Below are 24,885 nucleotides of genomic sequence, written 5' to 3' on the forward strand. Positions count from 1 at the left end.
CCCGTGCCCACCCGAGCCGGCGCTCAGGGCAGGGCGGCGACCGCCTCGTCGATCGGCGTGGGACCGCTGACCAGCGCGACCACCTCGTCGGTCTTCCCGGCGTCGAGCAGCGCGACCAGCACGGCCGCGACGTCGTCCCGCGGGACCTCCCCGTAGTCCACCCCGTGGGCGAGGGTGACCCGGCCGGTCCCGGGGTCGTCGGTGAGCCGTCCGGGTCGCAGCACCACCGTGCCCAGCCCCGGCCGCGGGAGGATGACGTCCTCGGCGGCGAGCTTGGCCTGCAGGTACGCGGCGAAGACCGGGTCCATCCCCTGCGGCGTGCCGCGCCGGGCCTGCTCCACGCCCATCGAGGAGACCAGGAGGTAGCGGCCGACGCCGGCGCGCTCGGCGGCGTCGGCCAGCAGGACCGCCGCGCCGCGGTCGACCGTGTGCTTGCGGGCCGCTCCGCTGCCCGGGCCAGCCCCGGCGGCGAAGACGACCGCGTCGGCTCCGCGCACGACCTCGGCGACCTCGTCGACGCCGGCCTGCTCGAGGTCCAGGACCGCCGGCTCGACGCCGTCGTCCCGGAGGTCGGCCTCGTGGTCGGGGTTGCGGACGATGCCGACCACGGTGTCCCCGCGGCCGGTCAGGAGACGACCGAGGCGGCGGGCGACCTGCCCGTGGGCCCCGGCGATGACTATGCGCATGGGCCGGGGCTACCCGCGCCGCCGACGGCCCATCCGGGCCGCCTCCGCGGCCGCCGCCCGTGCGCGGGCCAGGTCGGCGGGGGTGTCGCAGTCGGTCCACGGCGGCGGCGAGCCCGGCGCCACGGTCGGGTGCAGGCGGCGCACCGCCAGCGGGGCCAGCACCTTGCGCACCGACGTGGGGCCCGTGACGTCGGCGACGGCGGCCCGCAGCGCGCCGGTCCGCCACACGCCCAGCAGCAACTGGTCGCGGTCGGTGTCGTCGACGACGAGGACGCCGTCCCCGGTGAGCCGCTCGCGCAGGGCGCCGATCAGCGCAGGGGTGAGGAACGGCAGGTCGCCGGCGAGCACGGCGACCACCTCGGTGGGGACGGCGGCCAGTCCGGCTCGCATCGCGGCCACCGGCCCGCCCCGCGGCGGGTCCTCGCGGACGACGACCACCCCGGGCGGCACCGGCTGCGGCGGGCCCACGACCACCCGCGGCTGCGCGTCGGCCACCGCCTCGAGGACGGCGGCCAGCATGGTCCGGCCGCCGACGTCCAGCTGCGGCTTGGCCTGCCCGCCCATCCGCGCCGCACGGCCCCCGGCCAGGACGACGGCGGCGTAGGGGGGCAGCGCGGGCACACGCAGACCGTAGGGCGCGCACGTGGGTACCGTCGCGCCTCGTGGGACGAGTCACGAGCCGGACGCCGGTGCTGCGGATCCGCGGGTCGGCGCGCAGCACCCGACCGGACACCGTGGCGGCGGAGGAGCCGCTGGAGATCCGGCTGTCGGGCACGCCGCTGGCGGTGACCATGCGGACCCCGGGGCACGACTTCGACCTGGTGCACGGCTTCCTGGCCACCGAGGGCGTCATCGGCGGTGCGGACGACGTCCTGGGCCTGCGCTACTGCGACTCCGTCGACCCCGACGGGCGCAACACCTACAACGTCGTGGACGTCGACCTCGCGCCCGGGGTCGAGCCGCCGGACACCGCGCTGGACCGCAACTTCTACACGTCGAGCTCGTGCGGGGTGTGCGGCAAGGCGAGCATCGAGGCCATCCGGACGAGGACCCGGCACGACGTCGCGGGCGACCCGGTCCGGCTGGACCTCGCGACGCTGCTCGCGCTGCCCGACCGGCTGCGCGCGGCCCAGCAGGTGTTCGACAAGACCGGGGGCCTGCACGCGGCCGGGCTGTTCACGGCCGACGGCGGGCTGGTCGCGCTGCGCGAGGACGTCGGCCGGCACAACGCCGTCGACAAGGTCGTCGGCGACGCGGTGCGGGAGGGCCGGCTGCCCCTGACCGGGCACGTGCTCATGGTCAGCGGCCGGGCGAGCTTCGAGCTGACCCAGAAGGCGGCGATGGCCGGCATCCCGGTGCTGGCCGCCGTGTCGGCGCCGTCGTCCCTGGCCGTGGAGCTCGCCGCGGACGCCGGCATCACCCTGGTCGGCTTCCTCCGCGGCGACGGCTGCAACGTCTACACCCGCCCCGAGCGCCTCACCGGGGTGTGAGAGCGCAGGTCCCCTGCGCTCTCACACCCCGCACGTGTGCTCAGTGGTCGCCGCCGCGCAGCTGGCTCACCACGTGCGGCAGCAGCGGACCGAGCACCGCGAGCCCGTCCCGCACCCCGCCGGTCGAGCCGGGCAGGTTGACGATCAGCGTCCGCCCCGCCGTGCCGGCGAGCCCCCGCGAGAGGACCGACGTCGGCACCGTGGGCTCGCCGTACCGGCGGACCGCCTCCGCGATGCCCGGCGCCTCCCGCTCGAGCACCGCGCGGGTCGCCTCGGGGGTGACGTCGGTGGGCGAGAGCCCGGTCCCGCCCGTGGTGAGGACGACGTCGGCGCCGGTCGCGACCGCCTCGCGCAGCACCACCTCCAGCTCGGCGACGTCGTCGGGACGCACGTGCGGGCCCTCGACGGTGAAGCCCAGCTCGGCCAGCCCCGCGGCGAGCGCCTGCCCGCTGCGGTCGGCGTAGACCCCGGCGGCCGCGCGGTTGGAGGCGGTGACGACGACGGCGCGGGCGTCGTCGGGCAGCCCGGTCACCGCCGCCACTCCCCGCTCTTCCCGCCGGACTTGGCCAGCAGCCGGACGTCGGTGATCGTGGCCCGCGGGTCGACGGCCTTGACCATGTCGATGACGGTCAGCCCGGCCACGGCGACGGAGGTGAGCGCCTCCATCTCCACCCCGGTGCGGTCGGCGGTGCGCGCGGTGGCGGTGATCTCGACGGCGTCGTCGGCGACGCTGACGTCGACGGTGACCCCGTGCAGGGCGATCGGGTGGCACAGCGGCACGAGGTCGGGCGTGCGCTTGGCTCCGGCGATGCCGGCGATCCGCGCGACGGCGACCGCGTCGCCCTTGGGCACCCCCTCGCCGCGCAGCAGGGCGACGACCTCGGGACTCACGAGGACCCGCCCGGCCGCAGTGGCCTCCCGAGCGGTCACCGCCTTGGCCGAGACGTCGACCATGCGGGCGGCTCCGGCCGCGTCGACGTGGGTCAGCCGCCGCTCGGCGACGGGCGAGTGCACGCCGTCCTCGCGGGTCGGGTTGTCCGCCGTCGGGTCGATGCTGGCGGGGTCACCGGTCACTGTGTGCTCCTGTTCGTCTCCGGCACTGCTCCGCTCCTCGCTCGCTGCGATGCTCACCGCGCCGTCGACTCACTGGAGGGCTCCTTCGATCAGCACGACGTCGACCTCGGCGCCGGCGGGCAGTTCGGTCACGTCCTCGGGGACGACGACCAGGCAGTTGGCGCGGGCCAGGTGCGCCACCAGGTGCGACCCGGGTCCGCCGACCTGGGAGACCTGACCGCCGTCGTAGCGGCCGCGCAGGAACTGGCGGCGGCCGGCGGGGGAGCGCAGTGGGGCGGTCAGCGTGGCCGGGGCCCGCAGCCGGCCGGGCGCGGCGTGGCCGAGCGCGCGGCGCAGCGCGGGCCGCACGAACACCTCGAAGGAGACGAACGAGCTGACGGGGTTCCCGGGCAGGGTGACCACCGGGACGCCGTCCACCGTGCCCGCGCCCTGCGGACCGCCGGGCTGCATGGCCACCTTGACGAACTCGACGGTGCCCAGCGCCCGGAAGGCGTCCTTGACCACCTCGTAGGCGCCGGCGCTGACCCCGCCGCTGGTCACCAGCAGGTCTGCGGTCGTCAGCTCCGCGCGGACCGTGGCGAGGAACTGGTCGACGTCGTCGGGCACGAAGTGCAGCCGCCGGGCCGCGCCGCCGGCGTCCTCGACCGCGGCGACCAGCAGGGCGGAGTTCGACTCGTAGATCTGGCCGGGCAGCAGCGGCTCCCCGGGCTCGACCAGCTCGCTGCCGGTGGAGAGCACCAGCACGCGCGGACGGCGGCGCACGGTCAGCGTCCGGGCTCCCACCGCGGCGGCCAGGCCCAGGTGCGCGGCGCCCAGCGGGGTCCCGGCGGTCAGGGCGACCGTGCCGGCGGCGATGTCCTCCCCGGCCGCGCGCACGTGCGTGCCGCGCGCGGGGGCGTCCCGGATCTCCGCCACCTCGGTGCCGCCGTCGGTCAGCTCCACGGGCACGATGACGTCCGCGCCGGCAGGCACGGGGGCGCCGGTCATGATCCGCTGCACCGTCCCCGGCGCCAGCGGCCGGACGTCGGTGCGCCCGGCCGGGACGTCGTCGGAGACCGGCAGCCGGACCGGCGGAGCCGACACCTCCGCCCACCGCGCGGCGTACCCGTCCATCGCGGAGTTGTCGAAGCCCGGCAGCGCCACGGCCGCGGTCAGGTCCCGCGCGAGGACGCGGTTGTGCGCCGCGGCCAGCGCCACCTCCTCCACGGGCATGTCGGGCAGGAGGGCGGCCACGACCGCCTGGTGTTCCTCGACCGTGCGCACGGGCACATCCTGACCGATCGCCCGCGCCCCGGACCCCCGAGGGAGGGCGTCCCCGGATCTGACCGGGGTGCCGCGCGGCGGCGTCGAGGGGCATCCTCGCGGGAGAGCGGACCGGTGCTCCCCGGGAGGTCGAGGTGACCGAGTCGGTGACGGCGGCCTACCAGGAGCTCGCCGACCTGGTACGGGGCTACCAGCGGTCGCAGGCGCTGACCGTGGCCGCGAGGCTCGGGATCGCCGACCTGCTCCGGGACGGTCCCCGGACGGTCGCCGACCTCGCCCGGGCGACCGCGACCCACGAGCCGACCCTCTACCGGTTGCTGCGGGCGCTGGCCGCGATCGGGGTCTTCCTGGAGGGCGAGAGGCGGACCTTCTCCCTCGGGGCGACCGGGCAGTACCTGCGCACCGACCACCCACTCTCCGTCGACCCCCTCGCGCGCATGTTCTGCGCGGCCTACGAGTGGCGAGCCTGGGGGGACCTGCTGCACAGCGTCCGGACGGGGGAGAACGCGGCCCGGCACGCCCTCGGCGTGGACGTGTGGGAGTACCGCCGTCAGCACCCCGAGGAGCAGGAGGTGTTCGACGCGGCGATGCGCACCCTCTCCCGGGCCCTCACCCCCGGGTTCCTCGCCGCGCACGACTTCGGGCGGTACCGGGTGCTCGCCGACGTCGGGGGCGGCACCGGGGCCCTGCTGGCCTCGGTGCTCCGCGCGCACCCCGGGCTGCGCGGACTGCTGTTCGACCAGCCGCAGGTGCTCGCCGGAGCGGGCGACGTGCTGCGGGAGGCCGGGGTGGCCGACCGGGTGACGGTGGTGCCGGGCGACTTCTTCGCCGAGGTGCCCGACGGTGCCGACGCCTACCTGCTCAGCCGGATCCTGCACGACTGGCCCGACGACGAGGCGCGGGCGATCCTGCGGCGGGTCCGCGCGGCGCTGGGGCCGGAGGCGGTCCTCCTGGTACACGACGCGGTGGTCGGCCCGCCCAACACCGACGCGCCCGTGGCCTTCCTCGACCTGATGATGCTGGTCAGCGCGGGCGGCCGGGAGCGCACGGAGGCGGAGTGGCGGCAGCTGTTCGAGGCGACCGGCCTGCGCTGGCAGGGGGCCGTACGGGTCGGCCCGAGCACCTCCCTGGTCACCGCCGTCCCGGGGTGAGCCGGCGCGGCTGCGCGGTTAGGGTCGGCGCAGTCGCAGGCGAGAGGGGTGGGCGTGAGCGAGATCGACCGGATGCTGGCGGCCAACACGGAGTGGGCGCGGCGGTTCCCCGGCTCGAAGGACGTGCGTCCGGCCCGGCGCGTGGCCGTGGTGGCCTGCATGGACTCCCGGATGCCGCTGTTCCAGATGCTCGGTCTGGAGGTCGGCGACGCGCACGTCATCCGCAACGCGGGCGGCGTCATCACCGAGGACGTCGTCCGTTCGCTCACCGTCTCCCAGCACGTGCTAGGCACCCGCGAGATCCTGCTCGTGCACCACACCCAGTGCGGGCTGCAGGCCACGGACGACAACTCCTTCGCCGACCTCGTGGAGCAGGCCACCGGGCGCCGGCCCCCGTGGGCGGTGCGTGCCTTCCGGGACGCCGACGAGGACGTGCGCGAGTCGATGCGGCTGATCCGGGAGAGTCCCTACCTGCTCTCCCGCGAGGTCCGGGGCACCGTCTACGACGTCGAGTCCGGTCAGCTGCACGAGGTCAGCTGAGCGGTCCACCCCTTCGCTGCCCGAGGGCCGGGATCGGCGGGCTGGTATCGTGGTCGGCTGGCGCGCGGGCCGGCTGGTGCCCGCGCGCGCTGCACCGTCTCCCGTGCTCGGTGAGGCGATCCCACCAGCCGATCCGACGACGACGGAGGACACGAGCGCCGTGCGCACGTACACCCCCAAGCCCGGCGAGGTCAGCCGGGCCTGGCACGTCATCGACGCCACTGACGTGGTGCTCGGTCGACTCGCCAGCCAGACCGCGGTCCTGCTCCGCGGCAAGCACAAGCCCCAGTACGCCCCGCACGTGGACGTCGGCGACTTCGTCGTCATCGTCAACGCCGGCAAGGTGGCGCTGACCGGCTCCAAGCGCGACCAGAAGATCGCCTACCGCCACTCGGGCTACCCGGGCGGCCTCAAGGCCACCCCGGTCGGCGACCAGCTGCGCACCCACCCCGACCGCGTCATCGAGCGCGCCATCAAGGGGATGCTGCCGCACAACAGCCTGGGCCGGCAGATGCTCAAGAAGCTGAAGGTGTACGCCGGGCCGGAGCACCCGCACGCCGCGCAGCAGCCCCAGCCCTACGAGATCAAGCAGGTGGCCCAGTGACCAGCGCACTGACCGTGACCGACGCCGAGGGGCGTCCGGTGCAGACCGTCGGCCGGCGCAAGGAGGCCGTCGTCCGCGTGCGGCTGCTGCCCGGCACCGGCCAGTTCCGGCTCAACGGCCGGACCATCGAGCAGTACTTCCCGAACAAGGTGCACCAGCAGCTCATCCGTGAGCCGCTGGTGACCGTGGAGCGGGCCGAGCAGTACGACGTCGTCGGCATCCTCAGGGGCGGCGGCGTCAGCGGCCAGGCCGGTGCGCTGCGCCTGGCGATCGCCCGGGCGCTCGTCGAGGTCGAGGCCGAGGACCGTCCGGCCCTGAAGAAGGCCGGCTTCCTCACGCGTGACCCGCGGGTCACCGAGCGGAAGAAGTACGGCCTGAAGAAGGCGCGCAAGGCGCCTCAGTACTCGAAGCGCTGACCGGTACGCCCGTGGGTCGCCTCTTCGGGACCGACGGCGTCCGGGGTCGGGCCAACGCCGACCTCACGCCGGAGTTGGCCCTCTCGGTGGCACGTGCTGCCGCCGGCGTGCTCGCCGACCGCGACGGGACCTCGCGTCCCGTCGCGGTCGTCGGCCGTGACCCCCGCGCCAGTGGGGAGATGCTCGAGGCCGCCGTCGTGGCGGGCCTCGCCAGTGCCGGTGCCGAGGTGCTGCGGGCCGGGGTGCTGCCCACCCCGGCGATCGCCCACCTCACGGCGCACACCGGCGCAGACCTCGGCGTGATGATCTCCGCCAGTCACAACCCGATGCCAGACAACGGCATCAAGCTGTTCAGCCGCGGCGGGCACAAGCTGCCCGACGCCGTCGAGGCCGCGATCGAGCGGGTCGTCACCGCCGGCGACGGGACCGGTCCCCGGCCGACGGGCGCCCAGATCGGCCGCGTGCGGGACCTCCCCGACGCTGCCGGCACCTACATCGAGCACCTGCTGTCGACGGTGCCGCAGCCGCTGTCCGGCCTGACCCTCGTCGTCGACTGCGCCCACGGCGCCGCGGCGACGGTGGGTCCCGAGGTGTACCGCCGGGCCGGCGCCACGGTGCACGTCATCGGCGGGGAGCCCGACGGCTGGAACATCAACGACGGCATCGGCTCCACCCACCTCGGCCCGCTGACCGAGGCCGTCCGGGCGCACGGCGCCGACCTGGGCATCGCCCACGACGGGGACGCCGACCGCTGCCTCGCGGTGAGTGCCGGCGGCGAGCAGGTCGACGGCGACGCAATCCTCGCCGTGTGCGCGCTCGCGCTCAAGGAGCGCGGGGAACTGGCCGGGGACACCGTCGTCGCCACGGTGATGAGCAACCTCGGCTTCCACCACACCATGCGTGACGCCGGCATCGCGGTGCACACCACCGCCGTCGGCGACCGCTACGTGCTGGAGGCCCTCCGGGAGCACGGCCTGAGCCTCGGTGGGGAGCAGAGCGGGCACCTGGTGTTCCTCGACCACGCCACCACCGGCGACGGGCTGCTGACCGGCTTGTCGCTGCTGTCCCGGATGGCGGCCACCGGCAGCTCACTCGCGGAGTTGGCGTCGGTGGTGCAGCGGCTGCCCCAGGTGCTGGTCAACGTGCCGGTCCGCGACCGCCTCGCGGTCGTGGAGAGCGACACGGTCGCCGACGCGGTGAACGCGTGCGAGGCCGAGCTGGGGGACGACGGCCGGGTGCTGCTGCGCCCGTCGGGCACCGAGCAGCTGGTCCGCGTGATGGTCGAGGCCCCCACCCAGGAGCAGGCCGACGCGATCGCCGGCCGGCTGGCGGAGGTCGTCGCCTCCGTCGACTGACAGCCGCGGGAGCATCGCAGCGAGCGTCAGCGGGTGAGGAGCGGACCGAGGCGCGGAAGTCGACCGGTGTCACCGTCGACTGACGAAGGACCCCCTCCTCCCCACCCCTCGCGAGCTCGGGGCGGTGCCCTGGAGGGGGGCGGCGTGGGAGTCGACCGTTCACACCGTGGGGTGAGGCGAGCGTCTCGCCCCCGAAGGGGTGGTTGACGCTCGCGAGGGACGGATGGGTCCGGATCCGCCGGTACCCTCGGCACAATGTGCGGAATCGTGGGATACGTCGGCCCGCAGAACGCCCTGGACGTCGTCCTGGACGGTCTGCGACGGCTCGAGTACCGGGGGTACGACTCGGCGGGCGTCGCCGTCCTCGCTGACGGGGCCATGGCGACGGCGAAGAAGGCCGGCAAGCTGGCCAACCTGGAGAAGGTCCTCGCCGACCAGGCGCTGCCCGAGGCCACCATCGGCATCGGGCACACCCGCTGGGCCACGCACGGCGGGCCGACCGACCGCAACGCGCACCCGCACCTGTCCGCCGACGGCAAGGTCGCGGTGATCCACAACGGCATCATCGAGAACTTCGCGGCGCTGCGCGCCGAGTGCGAGGCGGCCGGGGTCGAGTTCAGCTCGGAGACCGACACCGAGGTCGCCGCGCACCTGCTCGCGGCCCAGTACGCCGAGACCCCCGAGGGCCCGGGCCGGCTGGCCGAGGCGATGCGCGCGGTGAGCCGACGGCTCGAGGGCGCGTTCACCCTCGTGGCCTCCCACGCCGACGAGCCCGACACCCTGGTGGCCTCCCGACGCAACAGCCCGCTGGTGGTGGGCGTCGGCGAGGGCGAGTACTTCCTCGGGTCCGACGTGGCCGCGTTCATCGCGCACACCCGCGAGGCGCGCGAGCTGGGCCAGGACCAGGTGGTGGAGATCGACCGCGAGCGCGGCCTGACGGTCACCGACTTCGAGGGCAGCGTCGTCGAGCCGACCGCCTACACCGTCGACTGGGACGCCGCGGCCGCCGAGAAGGGCGGCCACGACTGGTTCATGCTCAAGGAGATCGCCGAGCAGCCCCAGGCGGTCGCCGACACCCTGCTGGGGCGGCTGGGCGACAACGGCGAGCTGGTGCTCGACGAGGTGCGGCTCTCCGACCAGGAGCTGCGCGAGATCGACAAGGTCTTCGTCGTGTCCTGCGGCACCTCCTACCACGCCGGGCTGATCGCCAAGTACGCCATCGAGCACTGGACCCGCATCCCGGTCGAGGTCGAGGTGGCCAGCGAGTTCCGCTACCGCGACCCGGTGCTCGACCGCTCCACGCTGGTCGTCGTCATCAGCCAGTCCGGCGAGACGATGGACACCCTGATGGCGCTGCGCCACGCCCGCGAGCAGAAGGCCCGCGTGCTGGCGATCTGCAACGTCAACGGGTCGACCATCCCGCGCGAGTCCGACGCGGTGCTCTACACCCACGCCGGCCCCGAGGTCGCCGTCGCCTCGACCAAGAGCTTCCTGGCGCAGATCGTGGCCTGCTACCTGGTCGGGCTCTTCCTCGCCCAGGTCCGGGGCATCAAGTTCGCCGACGAGGTCGCCTCGATCGTCGAGGACCTCCGCCAGATGCCGGAGGCGGTCAGCGAGGTGCTGACGCAGATGGAGCCGGTGCGCGCGCTCGGCCGCTCCCTGGCCGACGCCGACACGATCCTGTTCCTCGGCCGGCACGTGGCCTTCCCGGTGGCGCTCGAGGGTGCGCTCAAGCTCAAGGAGCTGGCCTACATCCACGCCGAGGGCTTCGCCGCCGGCGAGCTCAAGCACGGACCGATCGCGCTCATCGACCAGGGCACCCCGGTCGTCGTCGTGGTGCCCTCGCCGCGGGCGCGCGAGTCGGTGCACGGCAAGGTGGTCTCCAACATCCAGGAGGTCCGGGCCCGGGGCGCGCGCACGATCGTGATCGCCGAGGAGGGCGACGAGGACGTCGTCCCCTACGCCGACCACATCATCCGCGTGCCGCAGACCCCGACGCTCCTGGCGCCGCTGGTCACGACGGTGCCGCTGCAGGTCCTCGCCTGCGAGATCGCCGACACCCGCGGCTACGACGTCGACCAGCCGCGCAACCTGGCCAAGTCCGTCACCGTCGAGTGAGCTGACCCGCCGACCTCGCGCCGTCGCGGCCGACCTCGCCGCACACCGCGGGGTCGGCGGCGCCGCGCCGGGGTCGGTGACCCTGCCGGGACGACGCCGCGGACCGCGGCAGGGCAGACTGGCCCGGTGATCATCGGGGTCGGCATCGACGTGGTCCCCGTGGAGCGCTTCGCCGCGACGCTCACCCGCACCCCGGGCCTGCGCGACCGGTTGTTCACCGCGGCCGAGCAGTGCACGCCCTCGGGGAACCCGCGCAGCGGTGAGTCGCTGGCCGCCCGCTTCGCGGCCAAGGAGGCCCTGGCCAAGGCCCTCGGCGCCCCCGGCGACCTGCGCTGGCACGACGCCGAGGTCACCGTGGGCGAGCACGGCCGGCCGCACCTGGAGGTCCGCGGGACGGTGGCCGGGCGGGCGGCGCAGCTGGGGGTCACCTCCTGGCACCTGTCGCTGAGCCACGACGGCGGCATCGCCTCGGCGGTGGTGATCGCCGAGGGACTGACCCGCGCCGAGGAGGCGTCGTGATCGGCCTGTACACCGCCGAGGAGGTGCGGGCCGCGGAGGAGCCGCTGCTCGCCGCCACCCACGAGGGCACGCTGATGCAGCGGGCGGCGGCGGGCCTCGCGACGGTGTGCCTGCGGCTGCTGGGCCGGGCCGTCGGCGTGCGGGTCACCGCCCTGGTGGGCGCCGGCAACAACGGTGGGGACGCGCTGTTCGCCGGTGCCGTCCTCGCCCGCCGCGGCGCGCGCGTGACCGCCGTCCTCCTGGACGCCGACCGGGCGCACGCCGCCGGCCTGGCCGCCCTGCGCGCCGCCGGAGGCCGGGTCGCCGGCCCCGACGGGCCGACCGGGCTCGACCGGGCCGACCTGGTGCTCGACGGGATCGTCGGCATCGGCGGCTCCGGCGGGCTGCGCCCGGCGGCCGCCGCGCTGGTGGAGCAGGCGGCCACCGGTCCCGGGCTGATGGTCGCCGTCGACGTGCCCAGCGGGGTCGACGCCGGCACCGGCGCCGTGGCGGGCGCGGCCTTCCCCGCCCAGCACACCGTCACCTTCGGCGTGGTCAAGGCCGGGCTGGTGGTGGGGGAGGGCCGCGGGTACGCGGGCACCGTCCACCTCGTCGACATCGGGCTGGACCCGCCGGTGGCGTCGGCGCACCAGCTCACCGACGCCGACGTCGCGGCACGGATCCGGCCGCCGCACGCCGGCGACGACAAGTACACGCAGGGCGTCGTGGGCGTCGTCGCGGGCTCCTCGACCTACCCGGGAGCCGCCGTCCTGTGCGCCGGAGCGGCGTTGCGCACCCGTCCCGGCCTGGTCCGCTACGCCGGGACGGCGGCGGCCGGGGTCCGGGCCGCCTGGCCGGAGGTGATCGTCACGGAGGGCCGCCCCGGTGACGCGGGCCGGGTGCAGGCCTGGGTCGTCGGCCCCGGCACGGGCACCGACGACGCCGCGCGCGACGTGCTCGCCGAGGTGCTCGCCACCGACCTGCCGGTCCTGGTGGACGCCGACGCGCTGACGATGGTCGCGCAGCAGCCGGGGCTGGTGCGCGACCGCGGCGCCCCCACCGTGCTGACGCCGCACGACCGCGAGTTCGCCCGGTTCGGGGTCGACGTCGGGCCGGACCGGATCGGCTCGGCCCGCCGGCTGGCCGCCGACCTCGGCGCCGTCGTCCTGCTCAAGGGCGACGCCACGGTCGTCGCCGCGCCCGACGGCGCCGCGTACGTCAATGGCACCGGCACCGCCTGGCTGGCCACCGCCGGGACCGGCGACGTGCTCTCCGGGATCGGCGGGGCGCTGCTGGCGACCGGCCTGCCCGCGGCGGAGGCGGCCGCGGTCGCCGCGCACGTGCACGGCCGGGCCGGGCAGGCGGCCGCCGGGCACGGTCCGCTGATCGCCGGCGACCTGGTCCGCCGGCTGCCCGCGACGCTGGCCCGCCTGCACCGGGACCCGCATCCCGGCCTGGGAGACTGGGGGACGTGACCGAGCTCGCGAGGTCACGCGGAGGCACAGCACGTACCGGCACGTCTCCGACGAGCGTCAGCGAGGAGGAGACGTGACGAACCGAGCCCGTGCGGAGGTGGTCGTCGACCTCGACACCATCGCCGCCAACACCGCGGTGCTGCGCGAGCGGGTCGGCCGGCCGCTGATGGCAGTGGTCAAGGCCGACGGCTACGGGCACGGCCTGGTCCCCGCGGCCCGTGCGGCGCTGGCCGGGGGCGCCGACGCGCTCGGTGTCGCCGTGCTGGAGGAGGCCCTGGCGCTCCGGGCGGCCGGCGTCACCGCTCCCGTGCTGGCCTGGCTGCACGCTCCGGGCACCGACTACGCCGCCGCGCTCACCGCCGACGTCGAGCTCTCGGTCAACGCGGAGTGGGCCCTGGAAGAGGTGGTCGCGGCGGCCCGCACCACCGGTCGCGCCGCGCGGCTGCACCTGTTCGTCGACACCGGCCTCTCCCGCGAGGGCGCCACCGAGGCCGACTGGCCCGGGCTGGTCGCCGCGGCGGCGCGGGCGCAGGCCGACGGCGAGGTCGAGGTGGTCGGGCTGTGGAGCCACATGGCCTACGCCGACGCCCCGACCCATCCCACGATCGGCGCGCAGGTCCGGGTGTTCGAGGAGGCCGTCGGGATCGCGCGGTCGGCCGGGCTGACCGACGCCCGCCGGCACCTGGCCAACTCCGCGGCAACCGTCGCCCTGCCCGACACCTGGTACGACATGGTCCGGCCCGGCGTGGCCGTCTACGGCCTGGACCCGCTCGGCGGGGACCCCGCGGTCCACGGCCTGCGCCCGGCGATGACGGTGCGCGCCTCCGTCGCGCTGACGAAGCGGGTGCCGGCGGGCGTGGGCGTCTCCTACGGGCACACCTACTTCCCGGAGACCGAGACCACGCTCGTCCTGGTGCCGGTCGGCTACGCCGACGGGGTGCCGCGGGCGGCCGGGAACCGGGCTCCCGTCCTCGCCGCGGGAGCGCACCGGACCATCGCCGGCCGGGTCTGCATGGACCAGTTCGTGCTGGACGTCGGCGACGCCGAGGTGCGGGCCGGGGACGAGGTGGTCCTCTGGGGCCCGGGGGACCACGGCGAGCCGACCGCGCAGCAGTGGGCCGACGCCGTCGACACCATCCACTACGAGCTGGTCACCCGGATCGGGGGCCGCTTCACCCGCCGCCACGTCGGCTCGGCGGGCGCCGTCTGATGGCGGTGGCGAGGAAGCGGCCGGCCGCGGGGAAGCCGTCGGTGAAGGGCCACCCGCACTCCCGCGCGGGGGTCGTGGGTGCGGTCCTCGGCCTGGCGGCGGCCGCCGCCGCGGTCGGCATCGGGGTCAGTCGCGCCGCGGCCCGCCGCGTGGGGGCCGAGCGGCTGGGGTCGGCGGCGGAGCTGCCGGCCGGGGCGTCGGACGCCGAGCTGCGCGAGGACGACCCGCTCGGGCCGGCCGCACGCCGGGCCGAGCGCACGGCCCTGGTCCTGGCCGACGACGGCGTCCTGCTCGACGTGGAGGAGGTCGGGCCGTCGGACGCACCCCTGACCGTCGTCTTCGTGCACGGCTACACGCTGTCGATGGCGTCCTGGACCTTCCAGCGGCGGGCGCTGGGCGCGGAACTGGCCACCGCCAACGGCTCCCGGCCCACGGCCCGCCTGGTCTTCTACGACCAGCGCGGCCACGGCTCCTCCGGTCGCGGGCCGGCCCAGCACTCGACGATGGAGCAGCTGGGCCGCGACCTGGGCCGGGTCATCGAGACCCGGGTGCCCCGGGGCCCGGTGGTGCTGGTCGGCCACTCGATGGGCGGCATGACGATCATGGCGCTGGCCGCGCTGCGCCCGGAGCTGTTCGGCACCCGGGTCGTCGGCGCCGCGTTGCTGAGCACCTCCAGCGGGAACCTGGCCGACCTCGACTTCGGGATGCCGGAGCTGCTGACCCGGGTGCGGGCGGCGCTCCTCCCGGTCGCGGCGTTCACCATGCGCCGCCGTCCGGCCTTCGCCGAGCGCACCCGCCGGCTGGCCGCCGACCTCATCTCGCACGTCACGTGGTCGCTGTCGTTCGCCTCGGCCGACGTGGACCCCGCCCTGGGCCGCTACGTCGACTCGATGATCGCCGGCACGCCGGTCGAGGTGATCGCGGAGTTCTACCCGGCGCTGGCCGGCCTGGACGAGACCGGGTCGCTGGAGCCGCTGCGCGCCGTCCCGACGCTGGTGCTCACCGGCGACGCGGACACGCTGATCCCCAGCGAGCACAGCGACGCCATCGTGAAGCGGCTGCCGGAAGCCGAGTACGTCGTGGTCCACGAGGCCGGCCACATGGTGCTGCTGGAGAAGCCCGACGAGGTGACCGCCGCGCTCTCCGGGCTGCTGCGCCGCGTGGTCGCCGGCCTCCCGGACGTCGCCGGGCGGGGGTGCTGACCGTGGCCGCACCCCGGCCGCCCCGGTTCGACGCCGCCGCGGAGGAGGTGGCCCGCACCGCCGCCGCGGCTGCGGACTGGGCCGCCCTGGCCACTGCCGCCCGGCCGTGCGTGGCCTGTCCGGAGCTGGCCGCGACCCGGCAGCACGTGGTCGTCGGCGACGTCCCCGCCGCGGGTCGCCCCCGGCTGGCCCTGGTCGGGGAGGCACCCGGCGCGCAGGAGGACGCCACCGGCCGGCCCTTCGTCGGGAGGTCGGGAGCCCTGCTCGACCAGCTGCTCGGCGAGGCCGGGCTCGACCGCGGCCAGGCCGCCGTCCTCAACGTGGTGAAGTGCCGCCCCCCGGGCAACCGGACGCCGAGGGCGCCGGAGGTGGCGCGCTGCAGCGGCTGGCTGCGGCGGCAGCTGGAGCTGCTGGACCCGCCGGTGGTGGTCGCGCTGGGCCTGTCGTCGGCCAAGTGGTTCCTCGGCCCGCGCACCGTCCTGGCCGAGGCCCGCGGCCGGGCCCACGAGGTGGACGGCCGGGCCGTGTGGGCCACCTACCACCCGTCCGCGGCGATCCGGTTCGGCCCCAACGGCGCGCCGCGGGCCGGGCTGCTCGCCGACCTCACCGCCGTCGCGCGGAGCCTGCGGTGAAGCGCGAGCACGTGCTCCCCGGACCGGAGGACACCCGTGCGCTCGGCGCGGCCCTGGCCGGGCTGTTCCGCGCCGGGGACCTGGTCGTGCTGGTCGGTCCGCTGGGAGCGGGGAAGACCGCGCTGACCCAGGGCATCGGGGAGGCGCTCGGCGTGCGGGAGCCGGTCACCTCCCCGACGTTCGTCATCGCCCGCGTGCACCGCGGCGGCCGGCTGCCGCTGGTGCACGTGGACGCCTACCGCCTCGGCGGTGTCGCCGACGTCGACGACCTGGACCTCGACGCCTCGACCGACGAGTCGGTCACGGTCGTCGAGTGGGGGCAGGGGCTGGTCGAGCAGCTCGCCGACGAGCACCTCGAGGTGCGGCTGGACCGCCGGGACGACGACGTCCGGACGGCGCTGCTCGTGCCGCACGGCCCGGGCTGGGAGCGGCGGCTGGACGGCGCTGCGTAACCTGGACGGTCGTGCTCGTCCTCGCCCTCGACACCGCCACCCCGACGCTGGTCGCCGGCCTGGCGCGGTGGGTGCCGGAGGGCCCGCCCGAGGTCCTCGCCGAGCGGGCCGTCCCGTCCGGGAACCGGCACGCGGAGCTGCTGACCATCGCCGTGACCGAGGTGCTGGGCGAGGCGGGGTCCTCGACCGCCGACGTCGGCGCCGTCGTCACCGGACTGGGCCCGGGTCCGTTCACCGGACTGCGGGTCGGCGTGGTCACCGCCGCCGCCCTCGCCGACGCCCAGGGGATCCCGGCCGTCGGCGTCTGCTCGCTGGACGCGATCGGCTCGGGCGCCCGCACGGTGGTCACCGATGCCCGCCGCAAGGAGGTCTACTGGGCCGCCTACGCCGCCGACGGGTCGCGCACCGCCGGCCCGGGCGTCGTCCGGCCGGAGGAGCTGACCGTCACGGGCCCGGTGGTCGGGGACGCACGCTTCGCCGAGCGGCTCGGCGCGGAGGTCGTCCCGGCCGAGGTGACGACGGCGGGGCTGCTGCGGGCCGCGGCGGCGCAGCTGGCCGACCCCTCGAGCGCCGGCCCGCTGACGCCGCTCTACCTGCGCCGTCCCGATGCCGTCCCGCCGACGACGTTCAAGCCGGTGACGACGACGTGACTGCGCGCCTGCGGCCGATGCGGCTCGCGGACCTGGCCGCCGTCCTGGAGCTCGAGGAGGCGCTCTTCGCCCCGGACACCTGGACCGCGGCGATGTACCGCGACGAGCTGTCCCGCACCGACACCCGCCACTACCTGGTCGCCGAGGACGGGGACCGCGTCGTGGGGTACGCGGGCCTGATCGCCTACGACGACGAGGCGCACGTGGCCACCATCGGGGTGGCTCCCGACCGGCAGGGCGAGGGGATCGGCGCGGCGCTGCTCGACGCGCTGCTGGCCGAGGCCGACCGGCGCAGCCCGGTGGTGCTGCTGGAGGTCCGCGCGGACAACCAGCTCGCCCAGGGGCTCTACCGGCGGCGTGGGTTCACCGAGATCGGCCGGCGTCGCGGCTACTACCAGCCCAGCGGCACCGACGCCGTCGTGATGAGACGGGAGACGCTGTGAGCGGCGTGGGTGGGGGAGCACTGGTGCTCGGGTTCGAGACCTCGTGCGACGAGACCGGGGTCGGCCTGGTCCGCGGGCGGACGCTCCTGTCCGACGCGCTGGCCACGTCGATGGCCGAGCACGAGCGCTTCGGCGGCGTCGTCCCGGAGATCGCCTCGCGGGCGCACCTCGAGGCGATGGTGCCGACGGTGCACCGTGCCCTCGCCGAGGCCGGCGTGCGGGCGGGCGACGTCGACGCGATCGCGGTGACGGCAGGGCCGGGCCTGACCGGCGCGCTGCTGGTGGGGCTGGCTGCGGCCAAGGCATACGCGCTGGCGCTGGGCAAGCCGCTGTACGGCGTGAACCACCTCGCCGCGCACGTCGCCGTCGACGAACTGCAGCACGGCAAGCTGGCCGAGCCGTCGATGGCGCTGCTGGTCTCCGGCGGGCACAGCTCGCTGCTGCTGGTGCCCGACCTCGCCCGGGAGGTGCAGTCGCTCGGCCGCACCATCGACGACGCCGCGGGGGAGGCCTTCGACAAGGTGGCCCGCGTGCTCGGCCTGCCGTTCCCCGGCGGGCCGCCGATCGACAAGGCCGCGCGCGAGGGCGACCCGAGCGCGATCGACTTCCCGCGCGGGCTGACCGGCCCCCGCGACGCCCCCTACGACTTCTCCTTCTCCGGCCTCAAGACCGCCGTGGCGCGGTGGGTGGAGGCGCGGCAGCGGGCGGGGGAGCCGGTACCGGTCGCCGACGTCGCGGCGTCCTTCCAGGAGGCGGTCGCCGACGTGCTGACGAGGAAGGCGGTCCGCGCCTGCCGGGACGCCGGCGTCGACCACCTCGTGCTCGGCGGCGGGGTGGCGGCCAACTCGCGGCTGCGCGCGCTGGCCGAGGAGCGGTGCGCGGCGGCGGGGATCGTGCTGCGCGTGCCGAGCCCCCGGCTGTGCACCGACAACGGCGCGATGGTCGCCGCGCTCGGCTCGCGGCTGGTCGAGGCGGGCGTGGCACCGTCGGCCCCGGACTTCGGCGCGGACAGCTCCCTGCCGATCGACGTCGTCAGGAGGTGAGCGGAGGGGATCGGTCCGCGTCACACGGACCGATCCCCTCGACTCACCCCGCAACCCCGCACACCAGCGCCGTCGGAGCGCCGGCCACCCTCGTGACGACGACGACCGCCGACCCCGCACCCGGGCCGCGCAACTGCCGGGCGAGCTGCTCGGGCTCGATCGCCGAGCCGCGCTTCTTCACCACGACCCGACCCAGGCCGCGCGACCGCAACAGGGCCTTGAGCTTCTTCAGGTTGAACGGCAGCACCTCGTCGACGCGGTACGAGGACACCCACGGAGAGCCGGCCGGCGCGTCGGAGGTCAGGTAGGCGATCGTCGGGTCGACCAGCGTGGCGCCGAGGTCCGTGGCCACCAGCGTGATCAGCCCCGACCGGATCACCGCGGGGTCGGGCTCGTGCAACCAGCCGCGCACCGGGCCCGTGGGAGCCGGTCCCGGGTCGGCGTCGGCGGTCAGCTCCAGCACCGCGCCCTCGTGCACCAGGGACGCCCGCCGCCAGGTCGCCGACAGCCCGCGCCCCCACAGCAGCGCCTCGACGATCGAGCCGCCCGCCGACACCCACTCCGCCTCCACCCCGGGAGGCACCCGCTCGTGGTCCAGCCCGGGCGCCACCTTCACCACCGCACGCGGCACGCGGTCCAGCAGCGCGGCGACGGTCGACCACGGGGGCGACCAGCGGTCGGGGTCCAGCTGCCGCCGTCCGCCGGCCCGCCGTGCGGGGTCCAGGACGGCGGCGTCGCACCCGGCCACGGCGCCCCCGTCGGCTGCGGCCACGAGGTCGACGACGTCGGCGTCGAGCACGGTGACCCGGTCGGCCACCCCGAGCGCCACGGCGTTGGCGGCGGTCAACTCGCGGGCCAGTGGGTCCCGGTCGACGGCGACGACCGCTGCGCCGGCCCGCGCGAGCGCGACCGTGTCGGTGCCCGAGGCGCAGCCCAGGTCGGCCGCGGTGGCGCTGCCGGCCAGCAGCCGGGTCGCCCGGCGGGCCGCCAGCGGGGGGCGGCCGGCCTGCTCGAGGGTGTCGGCGGTGAGGAACAGGACGTCGGCGTCCGGGCCGAACACCGGCCGCGCGCGGGCGCGCAGCCGCGCCAGCTCCCACGCCGGCCCGGCGTGGGCGGGCCCCACCTCTGCGCGCAGCCGACCGAGCCCGGTCAGCAGGTCGGCCCCCTCGGCGAGCAGCCCGGCCGCGCGGGCCACGGCCGCCTGCCCGTCGGCGGTCTGCAGCCACCTGAGCTGGGTGAGCGCGTCGGCGGCTGGCTCGGCGGGCACGGGCTCAGCGTGACGCACGGGCCGGGCGCCCGGTGCGGGGACCCGGTTGAGCGGCTGGCACTCTCGTGGGTAGAGTGCCAATCGACACGGGCTGGCGCCTGATCCCCGCGACGGCAGGCCCTCGCACCGTGCCACAGCATCAGCACCCACAGCCGTCCGACACCGAAGGGGGCGTCGCCGACGTGACGACCGCTACCAAGGTCACCATCAAGCCGCTGGAGGACCGCGTCGTGGTCCAGGCCAACGAGGCCGAGACCACCACCGCCTCTGGTCTGGTCATCCCGGACACCGCCAAGGAGAAGCCGCAGGAGGGCACGGTCATCGCCGTGGGCCCCGGTCGCATCGACGACAACGGCAACCGCGTCCCGCTCGACGTCAACGTCGGCGACGTGGTCATCTACTCGAAGTACGGCGGCACCGAGGTCAAGTACGCCGGCGAGGAGTACCTGGTCCTCTCCGCGCGTGACCTGCTCGCCGTCGTGGAGAAGTAAGAGGACCTCGTCCTCATCCCTCGCGAGCTCGGGACGAGCCTCCGGACGAGGCCGTTCCAGCACGTCACCGACCGCCCCGGCGACCCGAACACCGGGTCCCGGGGCGGTCGTCGTCGGTCCCGCACCACCCCAGATCGGAAGGGCCCATGGCCAAGATCATCAAGTTCAACGAGGACGCCCGCCGCGCACTCGAGCGCGGTGTCGACAAGCTCGCCGACGCGGTCAAGGTGACCCTCGGCCCGCGGGGGCGCAACGTCGTCCTCGACAAGAAGTTCGGCGCGCCGACCATCACCAACGACGGCGTCACCATCGCCCGCGAGATCGAGCTCGAGGACCCGTACGAGAACCTCGGCGCCCAGCTGGCCAAGAACGTCGCCACCAAGACCAACGACGTCGCCGGCGACGGCACGACCACCGCGACCGTGCTGGCCCAGGCCCTGGTCAAGGAGGGCATGCGCAACGTCGCCGCGGGCGCCGGCCCGATGGCGCTCGGCGCCGGCATGCGGACGGCCGCCGACGCGGTGTCGAAGGCCCTCGACGAGGTCGCGATCCCCGTCTCCGACCAGCAGGCCATCGCCGGCGTCGCCACCATCTCCGCGCAGGACGCCGAGGTCGGCCAGCTGATCAGCGAGGCCATGGAGAAGGTCGGCAAGGACGGCGTCATCACCGTCGAGGAGAGCAACACCCTCTCCACCGAGCTGGACGTCACCGAGGGCGTGCAGTTCGACAAGGGCTACCTCTCGCCCTACTTCGTCACCGACCAGGAGGCGATGGAGGCCGTCCTCGACGACGCCCTCGTCCTGCTGGTGCAGGGCAAGATCGGCGCGCTGGCCGACCTGCTGCCGCTGCTGGAGAAGGTCCTCTCGACCGGCAGCCGTCCGCTGCTCATCGTCGCCGAGGACGTCGAGGGCGAGGCCCTGTCCACCCTGGTCGTGAACTCGATCCGCAAGACGATCAAGGTCGTCGCGGTGAAGTCGCCCTACTTCGGCGACCGCCGCAAGGCGTTCATGACCGACCTCGCCGTCGTCACCGGCGGCCAGGTGGTCAGCGAGGACGTGGGCCTCAAGCTCGACCAGGTCGGCCTCGAGGTGCTCGGCACCGCCCGCCGGGTCGTCGTCGACAAGGACAACACCACGATCGTCGACGGCGGCGGCACCCGCGAGGCCATCGGCGACCGCGTGGCGCAGATCCGCCGCGAGATCGAGGCCACCGACTCCGACTGGGACCGCGAGAAGCTGCAGGAGCGGCTGGCCAAGCTGGCCGGCGGCATCGGCGTCATCCGCGTCGGTGCGGCCACCGAGGTCGAGATGAAGGAGAAGAAGCACCGCATCGAGGACGCCATCGCCGCCACCCGCGCCGCGGTGGAGGAGGGCGTCGTCCCCGGGGGTGGCTCGGCGCTGGTCCACGCGGCCGCGGCGATCGAGTCCCTCGACCTCTCCGGCGACGAGCTGACCGGCGCCCGCGCCGTCCGCGCGGCGCTGGACGCCCCGCTGGTGCGGATCGCCGAGAACGCCGGCTTCGAGGGCCGCGTCGTCGTGGCCAAGGTGCGCGAGGCCGGCCCGGGGTCGGGCTTCAACGCCGCCACCGGCGAGTTCGGCGACCTGGCCGCCCAGGGCGTCATCGACCCGGTCAAGGTCACCAAGGCCGCGCTCAACAACGCCGTGTCGATCGCCGCGATGGTGCTGACCACCGACTCCGCCGTCGTCGAGGCTCCCGAGGAGGAGCACGACCACGCCGGTGCCGGGCACCACACGCACGGCCACTCGCACGGCCACGGGCACGCCCACTGAGGTGGTCCCCGGCGGCGACGACCAGGTGACCTGATCGTCGCGCGTCCTCCCTCACCGTCTGCCGTGGGGGAGGACGCCGCGCCGCGGGGGAGGACGCCGCGCCGCGGGGGAGGACGCCGCGCCGACGACGTCCCCGCGGTGCGGACCCGCACACGCCGAGAGGGCGGGTCCAGCAACTGCTGGACCGGCCCTCTCGGCGTTCGAATCTGTGGCGAGGCGTCAGACCCCCGCGGCGACGGCGGCGGGCTCCGCGGCGATCAGCCGGGCCCGCTCCTCCTCGCTCATGCCGCCCCACACGCCGTAGGGCTCGCGGACGGCCAGCGCGTGCTTGAGGCAGGCGTCGATGACGGGGCAGCGGCTGCAGACGGCCTTGGCAGCCGCCTGGCGACGGGCCCGGGCCGGACCGCGCTCACCGTCCGGGTGGAAGAACAGGGCCGTGCTCTCACCTCGGCAAGCTCCGTGCAGCTGCCAGTCCCACACCTCGGCGACGGGAGTGGGCAGGCGGCGGATGTCGGCCATCTCAGGTCCTCCTCGGCTCGGCGCGAGCCGGAGGGGGCGGTCCGGCTGCATGGGGGCCGGTGCCCGACGTGTCCGTGGGTCAAACACACCGTGACCCCGCATTTTCACGGCTCCCGTCTCCCCCCGCTGGGTGAGAGCCGCTGTCGTCCCGCCCCCCGGTCGATCAAGGTGGCTGCAGGTCGTGCCGAACTCCGGCGTGGGACACCCGTCCGGAGCGTCGGCCACGACCGGAGCGACGGCGGTGGGTCCCCGGGCGGGGAGCTCCGACCCGAGCGACACCCGGCCGGGGGAACCGGGCGGTGGGACCCGGCGGCACCGTCGGGGGAGCGTAGGAGCAGGCGTGATCGACGACAGGATGCGCGGTCCGGGCCACGGCACGACGACCGTGTGGGTCTACGACGAGCGGCGGCGGGTCCGCGACGACATCGCGGGCCGGTTGGTGGCACTGCCGTTCGTCGGCCGGGTGGAGGTCGTCGGCGACGCCGCGGCCCTCATGTCCCGGCTGGCCACGCGGATGCCCGACGTCCTGCTGATCGGCACCCAGCGGGCCGTCGACTCGGGGCTGACCGTCGCCACCCAGGCGCTGCGCGCCCACCCGAAGCTGCCCGTCCTCGTGCTCGGCGCGCCCGACGACGCCGAGACCGTCCGTGCCGCGGTCGCGGTCGGCGCGCGGGGCTACCTGCGCTGGGACGCCACCGCCCTGGAGATGGGCCTGGGCCTGTCCCGCGTCGGCCTCCGGGTCGACGGGCGCGGCCCGGTGCCGGCGATCCCGCACCAGCCGGTCCCGCTCGCGTCGGTCGGCGCTCCCAGCGGTGCGCCGTCGTGGAACGGGGCCACCCCGCTGGCCGGGGCGAGCCCGACGACGGTGCGCTCCACGGTGCGCGAGCCGGCTCCGGTCGCCCTGTCGATGCGCGAGATGCAGGTGCTCACCGGCATGAGCCAGGGCAAGAGCAACGCCCAGATCGGCCGCGAGCTCTACCTGTCCGAGGACACCATCAAGACCCACGCCCGCCGGCTGTTCCGCAAGCTGGGCGCCAAGGACCGCGCCGAGGCGGTGGCCACGGGTTACCGCCGCGGAATGAGCCACTCCCGCTGGGGTCCGGGACGGCGAGGGCGAGAGCCCCCGGGGCGCCCACCGGGGGCTCTCGACGTGTCCGGGGGACGCTCAGGTGCAGGAGTGGTTGCGGTCGAAGCCGTCGATGTACTGGGCCATCGCGACCCGCCCGCCCCGGGTGAGCGGGGGGAGCTGGCACGCGGCCCGGGCGCCGGCCACGGTGCGGGCGCCGGCCAGCCAGCTGGGCAGCCCGTTGAGCGGGCTGTTCGCCGGCACGCTGGAGCGGACGATCGTCGTCCACTGGTAGGCCGTGGAGTACAGGCCGACCCCGGCGACGCCGACGCTGCGCAGCTGCTCGACCATCCCCTCGAGGACGGCGACGTTCCGCGCCGCACCCGCGGCCGTGAGGTCCCAGGTGTTCTCCAGCTCCACGTCGAGCCACCAGACGAAGTCCTGCGGCCGGCTGACCCCGCGGACGGTCACGTCCTCCCGCGCCCGGTCCCGCCCGTACTGGTAGGCGCAGGCCGTCGAGTTGGCGCCGGTGCAGGTGCCGTAGCGGTTCGTGCCGGACCTCGGCCAGGTCGGGGTGTCCAGGCCGCCCGGGTTGGCCGTGTTGACGTAGAGCTGCACGCGCGGCTGCCCGGTGCCCCCGACCGATCCCCGGGCCCACGCCAGCTGCGTCGCCAGGCAGGGGTTGGTCGTCGTCGCCGTCCCGGCATTGACCCCGACGATCCCGAAGGCCTGTCCGGTGGGCAGCGGCCTGCCGCACTGCGGGTGGGACACGTCGGCCCCCAGCACCGGCGACCGGACGTCAGACCAGCCGTGCAGGAACGTCGCGGTCGCGGCCCGGGTGGCCGCGCTCGTCGGCCGGAAGGTGCCGTCGGACAGCCCGACGGCGATCCCCTGCGACTTCAGCCAGGCCACGGCCGCGCAGGCGCTCGACGAGACCGGCACGTCGCGGAACGGTGCGCTGGTGCAGGCCCGGGGTGGCGTCCCGCCGGCCAGCCGGGAGACGGCGACGGCGAGGTACTGCCGCGTCGTGGGTGTCGAGGGGCCGAAGGCGGGCCCGGCGGCCACGACGCGGGCGGCCTTGAGCCAGGCGATCGCCCCGCAGTACGGCGAGGACGCCGGCACGTCGGAGTAGGGCTTGACCGTGCAGGCGGGGGCGGACCGACCGGCGTGGCTCGTCCGGTAGAGGAAGACCGCCGCCTCCTGCCGGGTGACGGTGGCCGTCGGTCGGAACCTCCCGCCGGCGGCGGTGGTGATCCCCCGGTCGACCATCCACCGCGCGTCGGCCGCGTACGGGGCGTTGGCCGGGACGTCGGTGAAGGTGGTGGCCGCCGCTGCCGGGACGGCTGTGGGGAGCCCGGCGAGGACCAGTGCCAGGGCGATGCCGACCACGACCGCCGCTGCTCGCCGCAGACCCATGCCCCGACCCCTCTCCCCGCCCTGTCGTCCGGTG

The 24,885-nt window shown here is 75.6% G+C and carries 26 protein-coding genes and 1 pseudogene; 19 read left to right on the top strand and 8 right to left on the bottom strand.

What is annotated here, in order from left to right; genetic code table 11:
* Positions 1 to 23: 23 nt before the first annotated feature.
* Both ACI79C_RS01255 and mobA read right to left on the bottom strand, forming a co-directional pair.
* Complete coding sequence (locus ACI79C_RS01255; protein ID WP_456943784.1) at positions 24 to 686, bottom strand: NAD(P)H-binding protein; 663 nt, start codon at positions 684 to 686, stop codon at positions 24 to 26.
* A 9-nt stretch (positions 687 to 695) separates the two neighbouring features.
* A complete protein-coding gene (gene mobA, locus ACI79C_RS01260; protein WP_456943785.1) occupies positions 696 to 1,307 on the bottom strand; it encodes a molybdenum cofactor guanylyltransferase in 612 nt (203 codons plus the stop codon).
* Positions 1,308 to 1,348: 41 nt separating this feature from the next.
* On the opposite strand from mobA, the gene fdhD reads away from it, so the two are divergent.
* Positions 1,349 to 2,176, top strand: coding sequence for a formate dehydrogenase accessory sulfurtransferase FdhD (gene fdhD, locus ACI79C_RS01265; RefSeq protein WP_456943786.1), 828 nt, complete (start codon positions 1,349 to 1,351; stop codon positions 2,174 to 2,176).
* Positions 2,177 to 2,216: 40 nt separating this feature from the next.
* Here fdhD and ACI79C_RS01270 read toward each other — a convergent pair whose 3' ends face one another.
* From ACI79C_RS01270 to moeA, 3 genes are all read right to left on the bottom strand, one after another.
* Positions 2,217 to 2,708 carry a MogA/MoaB family molybdenum cofactor biosynthesis protein gene (locus tag ACI79C_RS01270; RefSeq protein WP_456943787.1) on the bottom strand — a complete coding sequence of 164 codons (492 nt, stop codon included), beginning with the start codon at positions 2,706 to 2,708 and terminating at the stop codon, positions 2,217 to 2,219.
* Positions 2,705 to 3,250: a cyclic pyranopterin monophosphate synthase MoaC gene (gene moaC / locus ACI79C_RS01275; RefSeq protein WP_456943788.1), complete on the bottom strand. Its 546-nt coding sequence runs from the start codon at positions 3,248 to 3,250 to the stop codon at positions 2,705 to 2,707. Before moaC ends, ACI79C_RS01270 begins: the two co-directional genes overlap by 4 nt.
* A gap of 69 nt (positions 3,251 to 3,319) precedes the next feature.
* Positions 3,320 to 4,513 carry a molybdopterin molybdotransferase MoeA gene (gene moeA / locus ACI79C_RS01280; protein ID WP_456943789.1) on the bottom strand — a complete coding sequence of 398 codons (1,194 nt, stop codon included), beginning with the start codon at positions 4,511 to 4,513 and terminating at the stop codon, positions 3,320 to 3,322.
* 134 nt (positions 4,514 to 4,647) lie between these two features.
* Between moeA and ACI79C_RS01285 the strand changes: the two genes are divergently transcribed.
* From ACI79C_RS01285 to tsaD, 15 genes are all read left to right on the top strand, one after another.
* Positions 4,648 to 5,664, top strand: a complete 1,017-nt coding sequence (locus tag ACI79C_RS01285; RefSeq protein ID WP_456943790.1) for a methyltransferase — start codon at positions 4,648 to 4,650, stop codon at positions 5,662 to 5,664.
* A gap of 54 nt (positions 5,665 to 5,718) precedes the next feature.
* Positions 5,719 to 6,204 carry a beta-class carbonic anhydrase gene (locus ACI79C_RS01290; RefSeq protein ID WP_456943791.1) on the top strand — a complete coding sequence of 162 codons (486 nt, stop codon included), beginning with the start codon at positions 5,719 to 5,721 and terminating at the stop codon, positions 6,202 to 6,204.
* A gap of 160 nt (positions 6,205 to 6,364) precedes the next feature.
* A complete protein-coding gene (gene rplM / locus ACI79C_RS01295; RefSeq protein ID WP_456943792.1) occupies positions 6,365 to 6,808 on the top strand; it encodes a 50S ribosomal protein L13 in 444 nt (147 codons plus the stop codon).
* A complete protein-coding gene (rpsI, locus tag ACI79C_RS01300; protein ID WP_456943793.1) occupies positions 6,805 to 7,224 on the top strand; it encodes a 30S ribosomal protein S9 in 420 nt (139 codons plus the stop codon). The genes rplM and rpsI overlap by 4 nt, the downstream gene beginning before the upstream one ends.
* Positions 7,225 to 7,235: 11 nt before the next feature.
* Complete coding sequence (glmM, locus tag ACI79C_RS01305) at positions 7,236 to 8,579, top strand: phosphoglucosamine mutase (RefSeq protein WP_456943794.1); 1,344 nt, start codon at positions 7,236 to 7,238, stop codon at positions 8,577 to 8,579.
* Positions 8,580 to 8,834: 255 nt separating this feature from the next.
* On the top strand, positions 8,835 to 10,697 hold the full coding sequence (gene glmS, locus ACI79C_RS01310) for a glutamine--fructose-6-phosphate transaminase (isomerizing) (RefSeq protein ID WP_456943795.1): 1,863 nt from the start codon (positions 8,835 to 8,837) through the stop codon (positions 10,695 to 10,697).
* Positions 10,698 to 10,823: 126 nt separating this feature from the next.
* The gene (locus tag ACI79C_RS01315; RefSeq protein WP_456943796.1) at positions 10,824 to 11,216 is read left to right on the top strand and encodes a holo-ACP synthase; all 393 of its coding nucleotides are present in this window, start codon (positions 10,824 to 10,826) and stop codon (positions 11,214 to 11,216) included.
* A complete protein-coding gene (locus ACI79C_RS01320) occupies positions 11,213 to 12,670 on the top strand; it encodes an NAD(P)H-hydrate dehydratase (protein ID WP_456943797.1) in 1,458 nt (485 codons plus the stop codon). Before ACI79C_RS01315 ends, ACI79C_RS01320 begins: the two co-directional genes overlap by 4 nt.
* Before the next feature lie 73 nt (positions 12,671 to 12,743).
* Positions 12,744 to 13,880, top strand: coding sequence for an alanine racemase (gene alr / locus ACI79C_RS01325; RefSeq protein ID WP_456943798.1), 1,137 nt, complete (start codon positions 12,744 to 12,746; stop codon positions 13,878 to 13,880).
* Positions 13,880 to 15,082 carry an alpha/beta fold hydrolase gene (locus tag ACI79C_RS01330; protein WP_456943799.1) on the top strand — a complete coding sequence of 401 codons (1,203 nt, stop codon included), beginning with the start codon at positions 13,880 to 13,882 and terminating at the stop codon, positions 15,080 to 15,082. The genes alr and ACI79C_RS01330 overlap by 1 nt, the downstream gene beginning before the upstream one ends.
* A 2-nt stretch (positions 15,083 to 15,084) precedes the next feature.
* Positions 15,085 to 15,714 carry a uracil-DNA glycosylase gene (locus ACI79C_RS01335; RefSeq protein ID WP_456943800.1) on the top strand — a complete coding sequence of 210 codons (630 nt, stop codon included), beginning with the start codon at positions 15,085 to 15,087 and terminating at the stop codon, positions 15,712 to 15,714.
* On the top strand, positions 15,711 to 16,166 hold the full coding sequence (gene tsaE, locus ACI79C_RS01340; protein ID WP_456943801.1) for a tRNA (adenosine(37)-N6)-threonylcarbamoyltransferase complex ATPase subunit type 1 TsaE: 456 nt from the start codon (positions 15,711 to 15,713) through the stop codon (positions 16,164 to 16,166). Before ACI79C_RS01335 ends, tsaE begins: the two co-directional genes overlap by 4 nt.
* An 11-nt stretch (positions 16,167 to 16,177) precedes the next feature.
* Positions 16,178 to 16,816 (top strand): tRNA (adenosine(37)-N6)-threonylcarbamoyltransferase complex dimerization subunit type 1 TsaB, encoded by a 639-nt coding sequence (gene tsaB / locus ACI79C_RS01345; RefSeq protein ID WP_456943802.1) that lies wholly within the window; start codon positions 16,178 to 16,180, stop codon positions 16,814 to 16,816.
* On the top strand, positions 16,813 to 17,259 hold the full coding sequence (gene rimI, locus ACI79C_RS01350) for a ribosomal protein S18-alanine N-acetyltransferase (protein WP_456943803.1): 447 nt from the start codon (positions 16,813 to 16,815) through the stop codon (positions 17,257 to 17,259). The genes tsaB and rimI overlap by 4 nt, the downstream gene beginning before the upstream one ends.
* Positions 17,256 to 18,302 (top strand): tRNA (adenosine(37)-N6)-threonylcarbamoyltransferase complex transferase subunit TsaD, encoded by a 1,047-nt coding sequence (gene tsaD, locus ACI79C_RS01355; protein WP_456943804.1) that lies wholly within the window; start codon positions 17,256 to 17,258, stop codon positions 18,300 to 18,302. The genes rimI and tsaD overlap by 4 nt, the downstream gene beginning before the upstream one ends.
* A 43-nt stretch (positions 18,303 to 18,345) precedes the next feature.
* On the opposite strand, the gene ACI79C_RS01360 is transcribed toward tsaD, so the two are convergent.
* Positions 18,346 to 19,569, bottom strand: coding sequence for a THUMP-like domain-containing protein (locus ACI79C_RS01360; RefSeq protein ID WP_456943805.1), 1,224 nt, complete (start codon positions 19,567 to 19,569; stop codon positions 18,346 to 18,348).
* A gap of 182 nt (positions 19,570 to 19,751) precedes the next feature.
* Between ACI79C_RS01360 and groES the strand changes: the two genes are divergently transcribed.
* Both groES and groL read left to right on the top strand, forming a co-directional pair.
* On the top strand, positions 19,752 to 20,060 hold the full coding sequence (gene groES, locus ACI79C_RS01365) for a co-chaperone GroES (protein WP_089402145.1): 309 nt from the start codon (positions 19,752 to 19,754) through the stop codon (positions 20,058 to 20,060).
* Between the two features lie 146 nt (positions 20,061 to 20,206).
* Positions 20,207 to 21,850, top strand: a complete 1,644-nt coding sequence (groL, locus tag ACI79C_RS01370; protein WP_456943806.1) for a chaperonin GroEL — start codon at positions 20,207 to 20,209, stop codon at positions 21,848 to 21,850.
* 219 nt (positions 21,851 to 22,069) lie between these two features.
* Here the strand turns inward: groL and ACI79C_RS01375 are convergent, their stop codons facing one another.
* Positions 22,070 to 22,369: a WhiB family transcriptional regulator gene (locus tag ACI79C_RS01375; RefSeq protein WP_456909005.1), complete on the bottom strand. Its 300-nt coding sequence runs from the start codon at positions 22,367 to 22,369 to the stop codon at positions 22,070 to 22,072.
* Positions 22,370 to 23,276: 907 nt separating this feature from the next.
* Here ACI79C_RS01375 and ACI79C_RS01380 point away from each other — a divergent pair.
* Positions 23,277 to 23,414: pseudogene (locus ACI79C_RS01380) on the top strand (response regulator transcription factor); the annotation flags it as partial.
* A 120-nt stretch (positions 23,415 to 23,534) separates the two neighbouring features.
* Here ACI79C_RS01380 and ACI79C_RS01385 read toward each other — a convergent pair.
* Positions 23,535 to 24,851, bottom strand: coding sequence for an S-layer homology domain-containing protein (locus ACI79C_RS01385; protein ID WP_456943807.1), 1,317 nt, complete (start codon positions 24,849 to 24,851; stop codon positions 23,535 to 23,537).
* Between the last annotated feature and the right edge of the window lie 34 nt (positions 24,852 to 24,885).

Source organism: Geodermatophilus sp. SYSU D00697 (genome assembly GCF_054050175.1).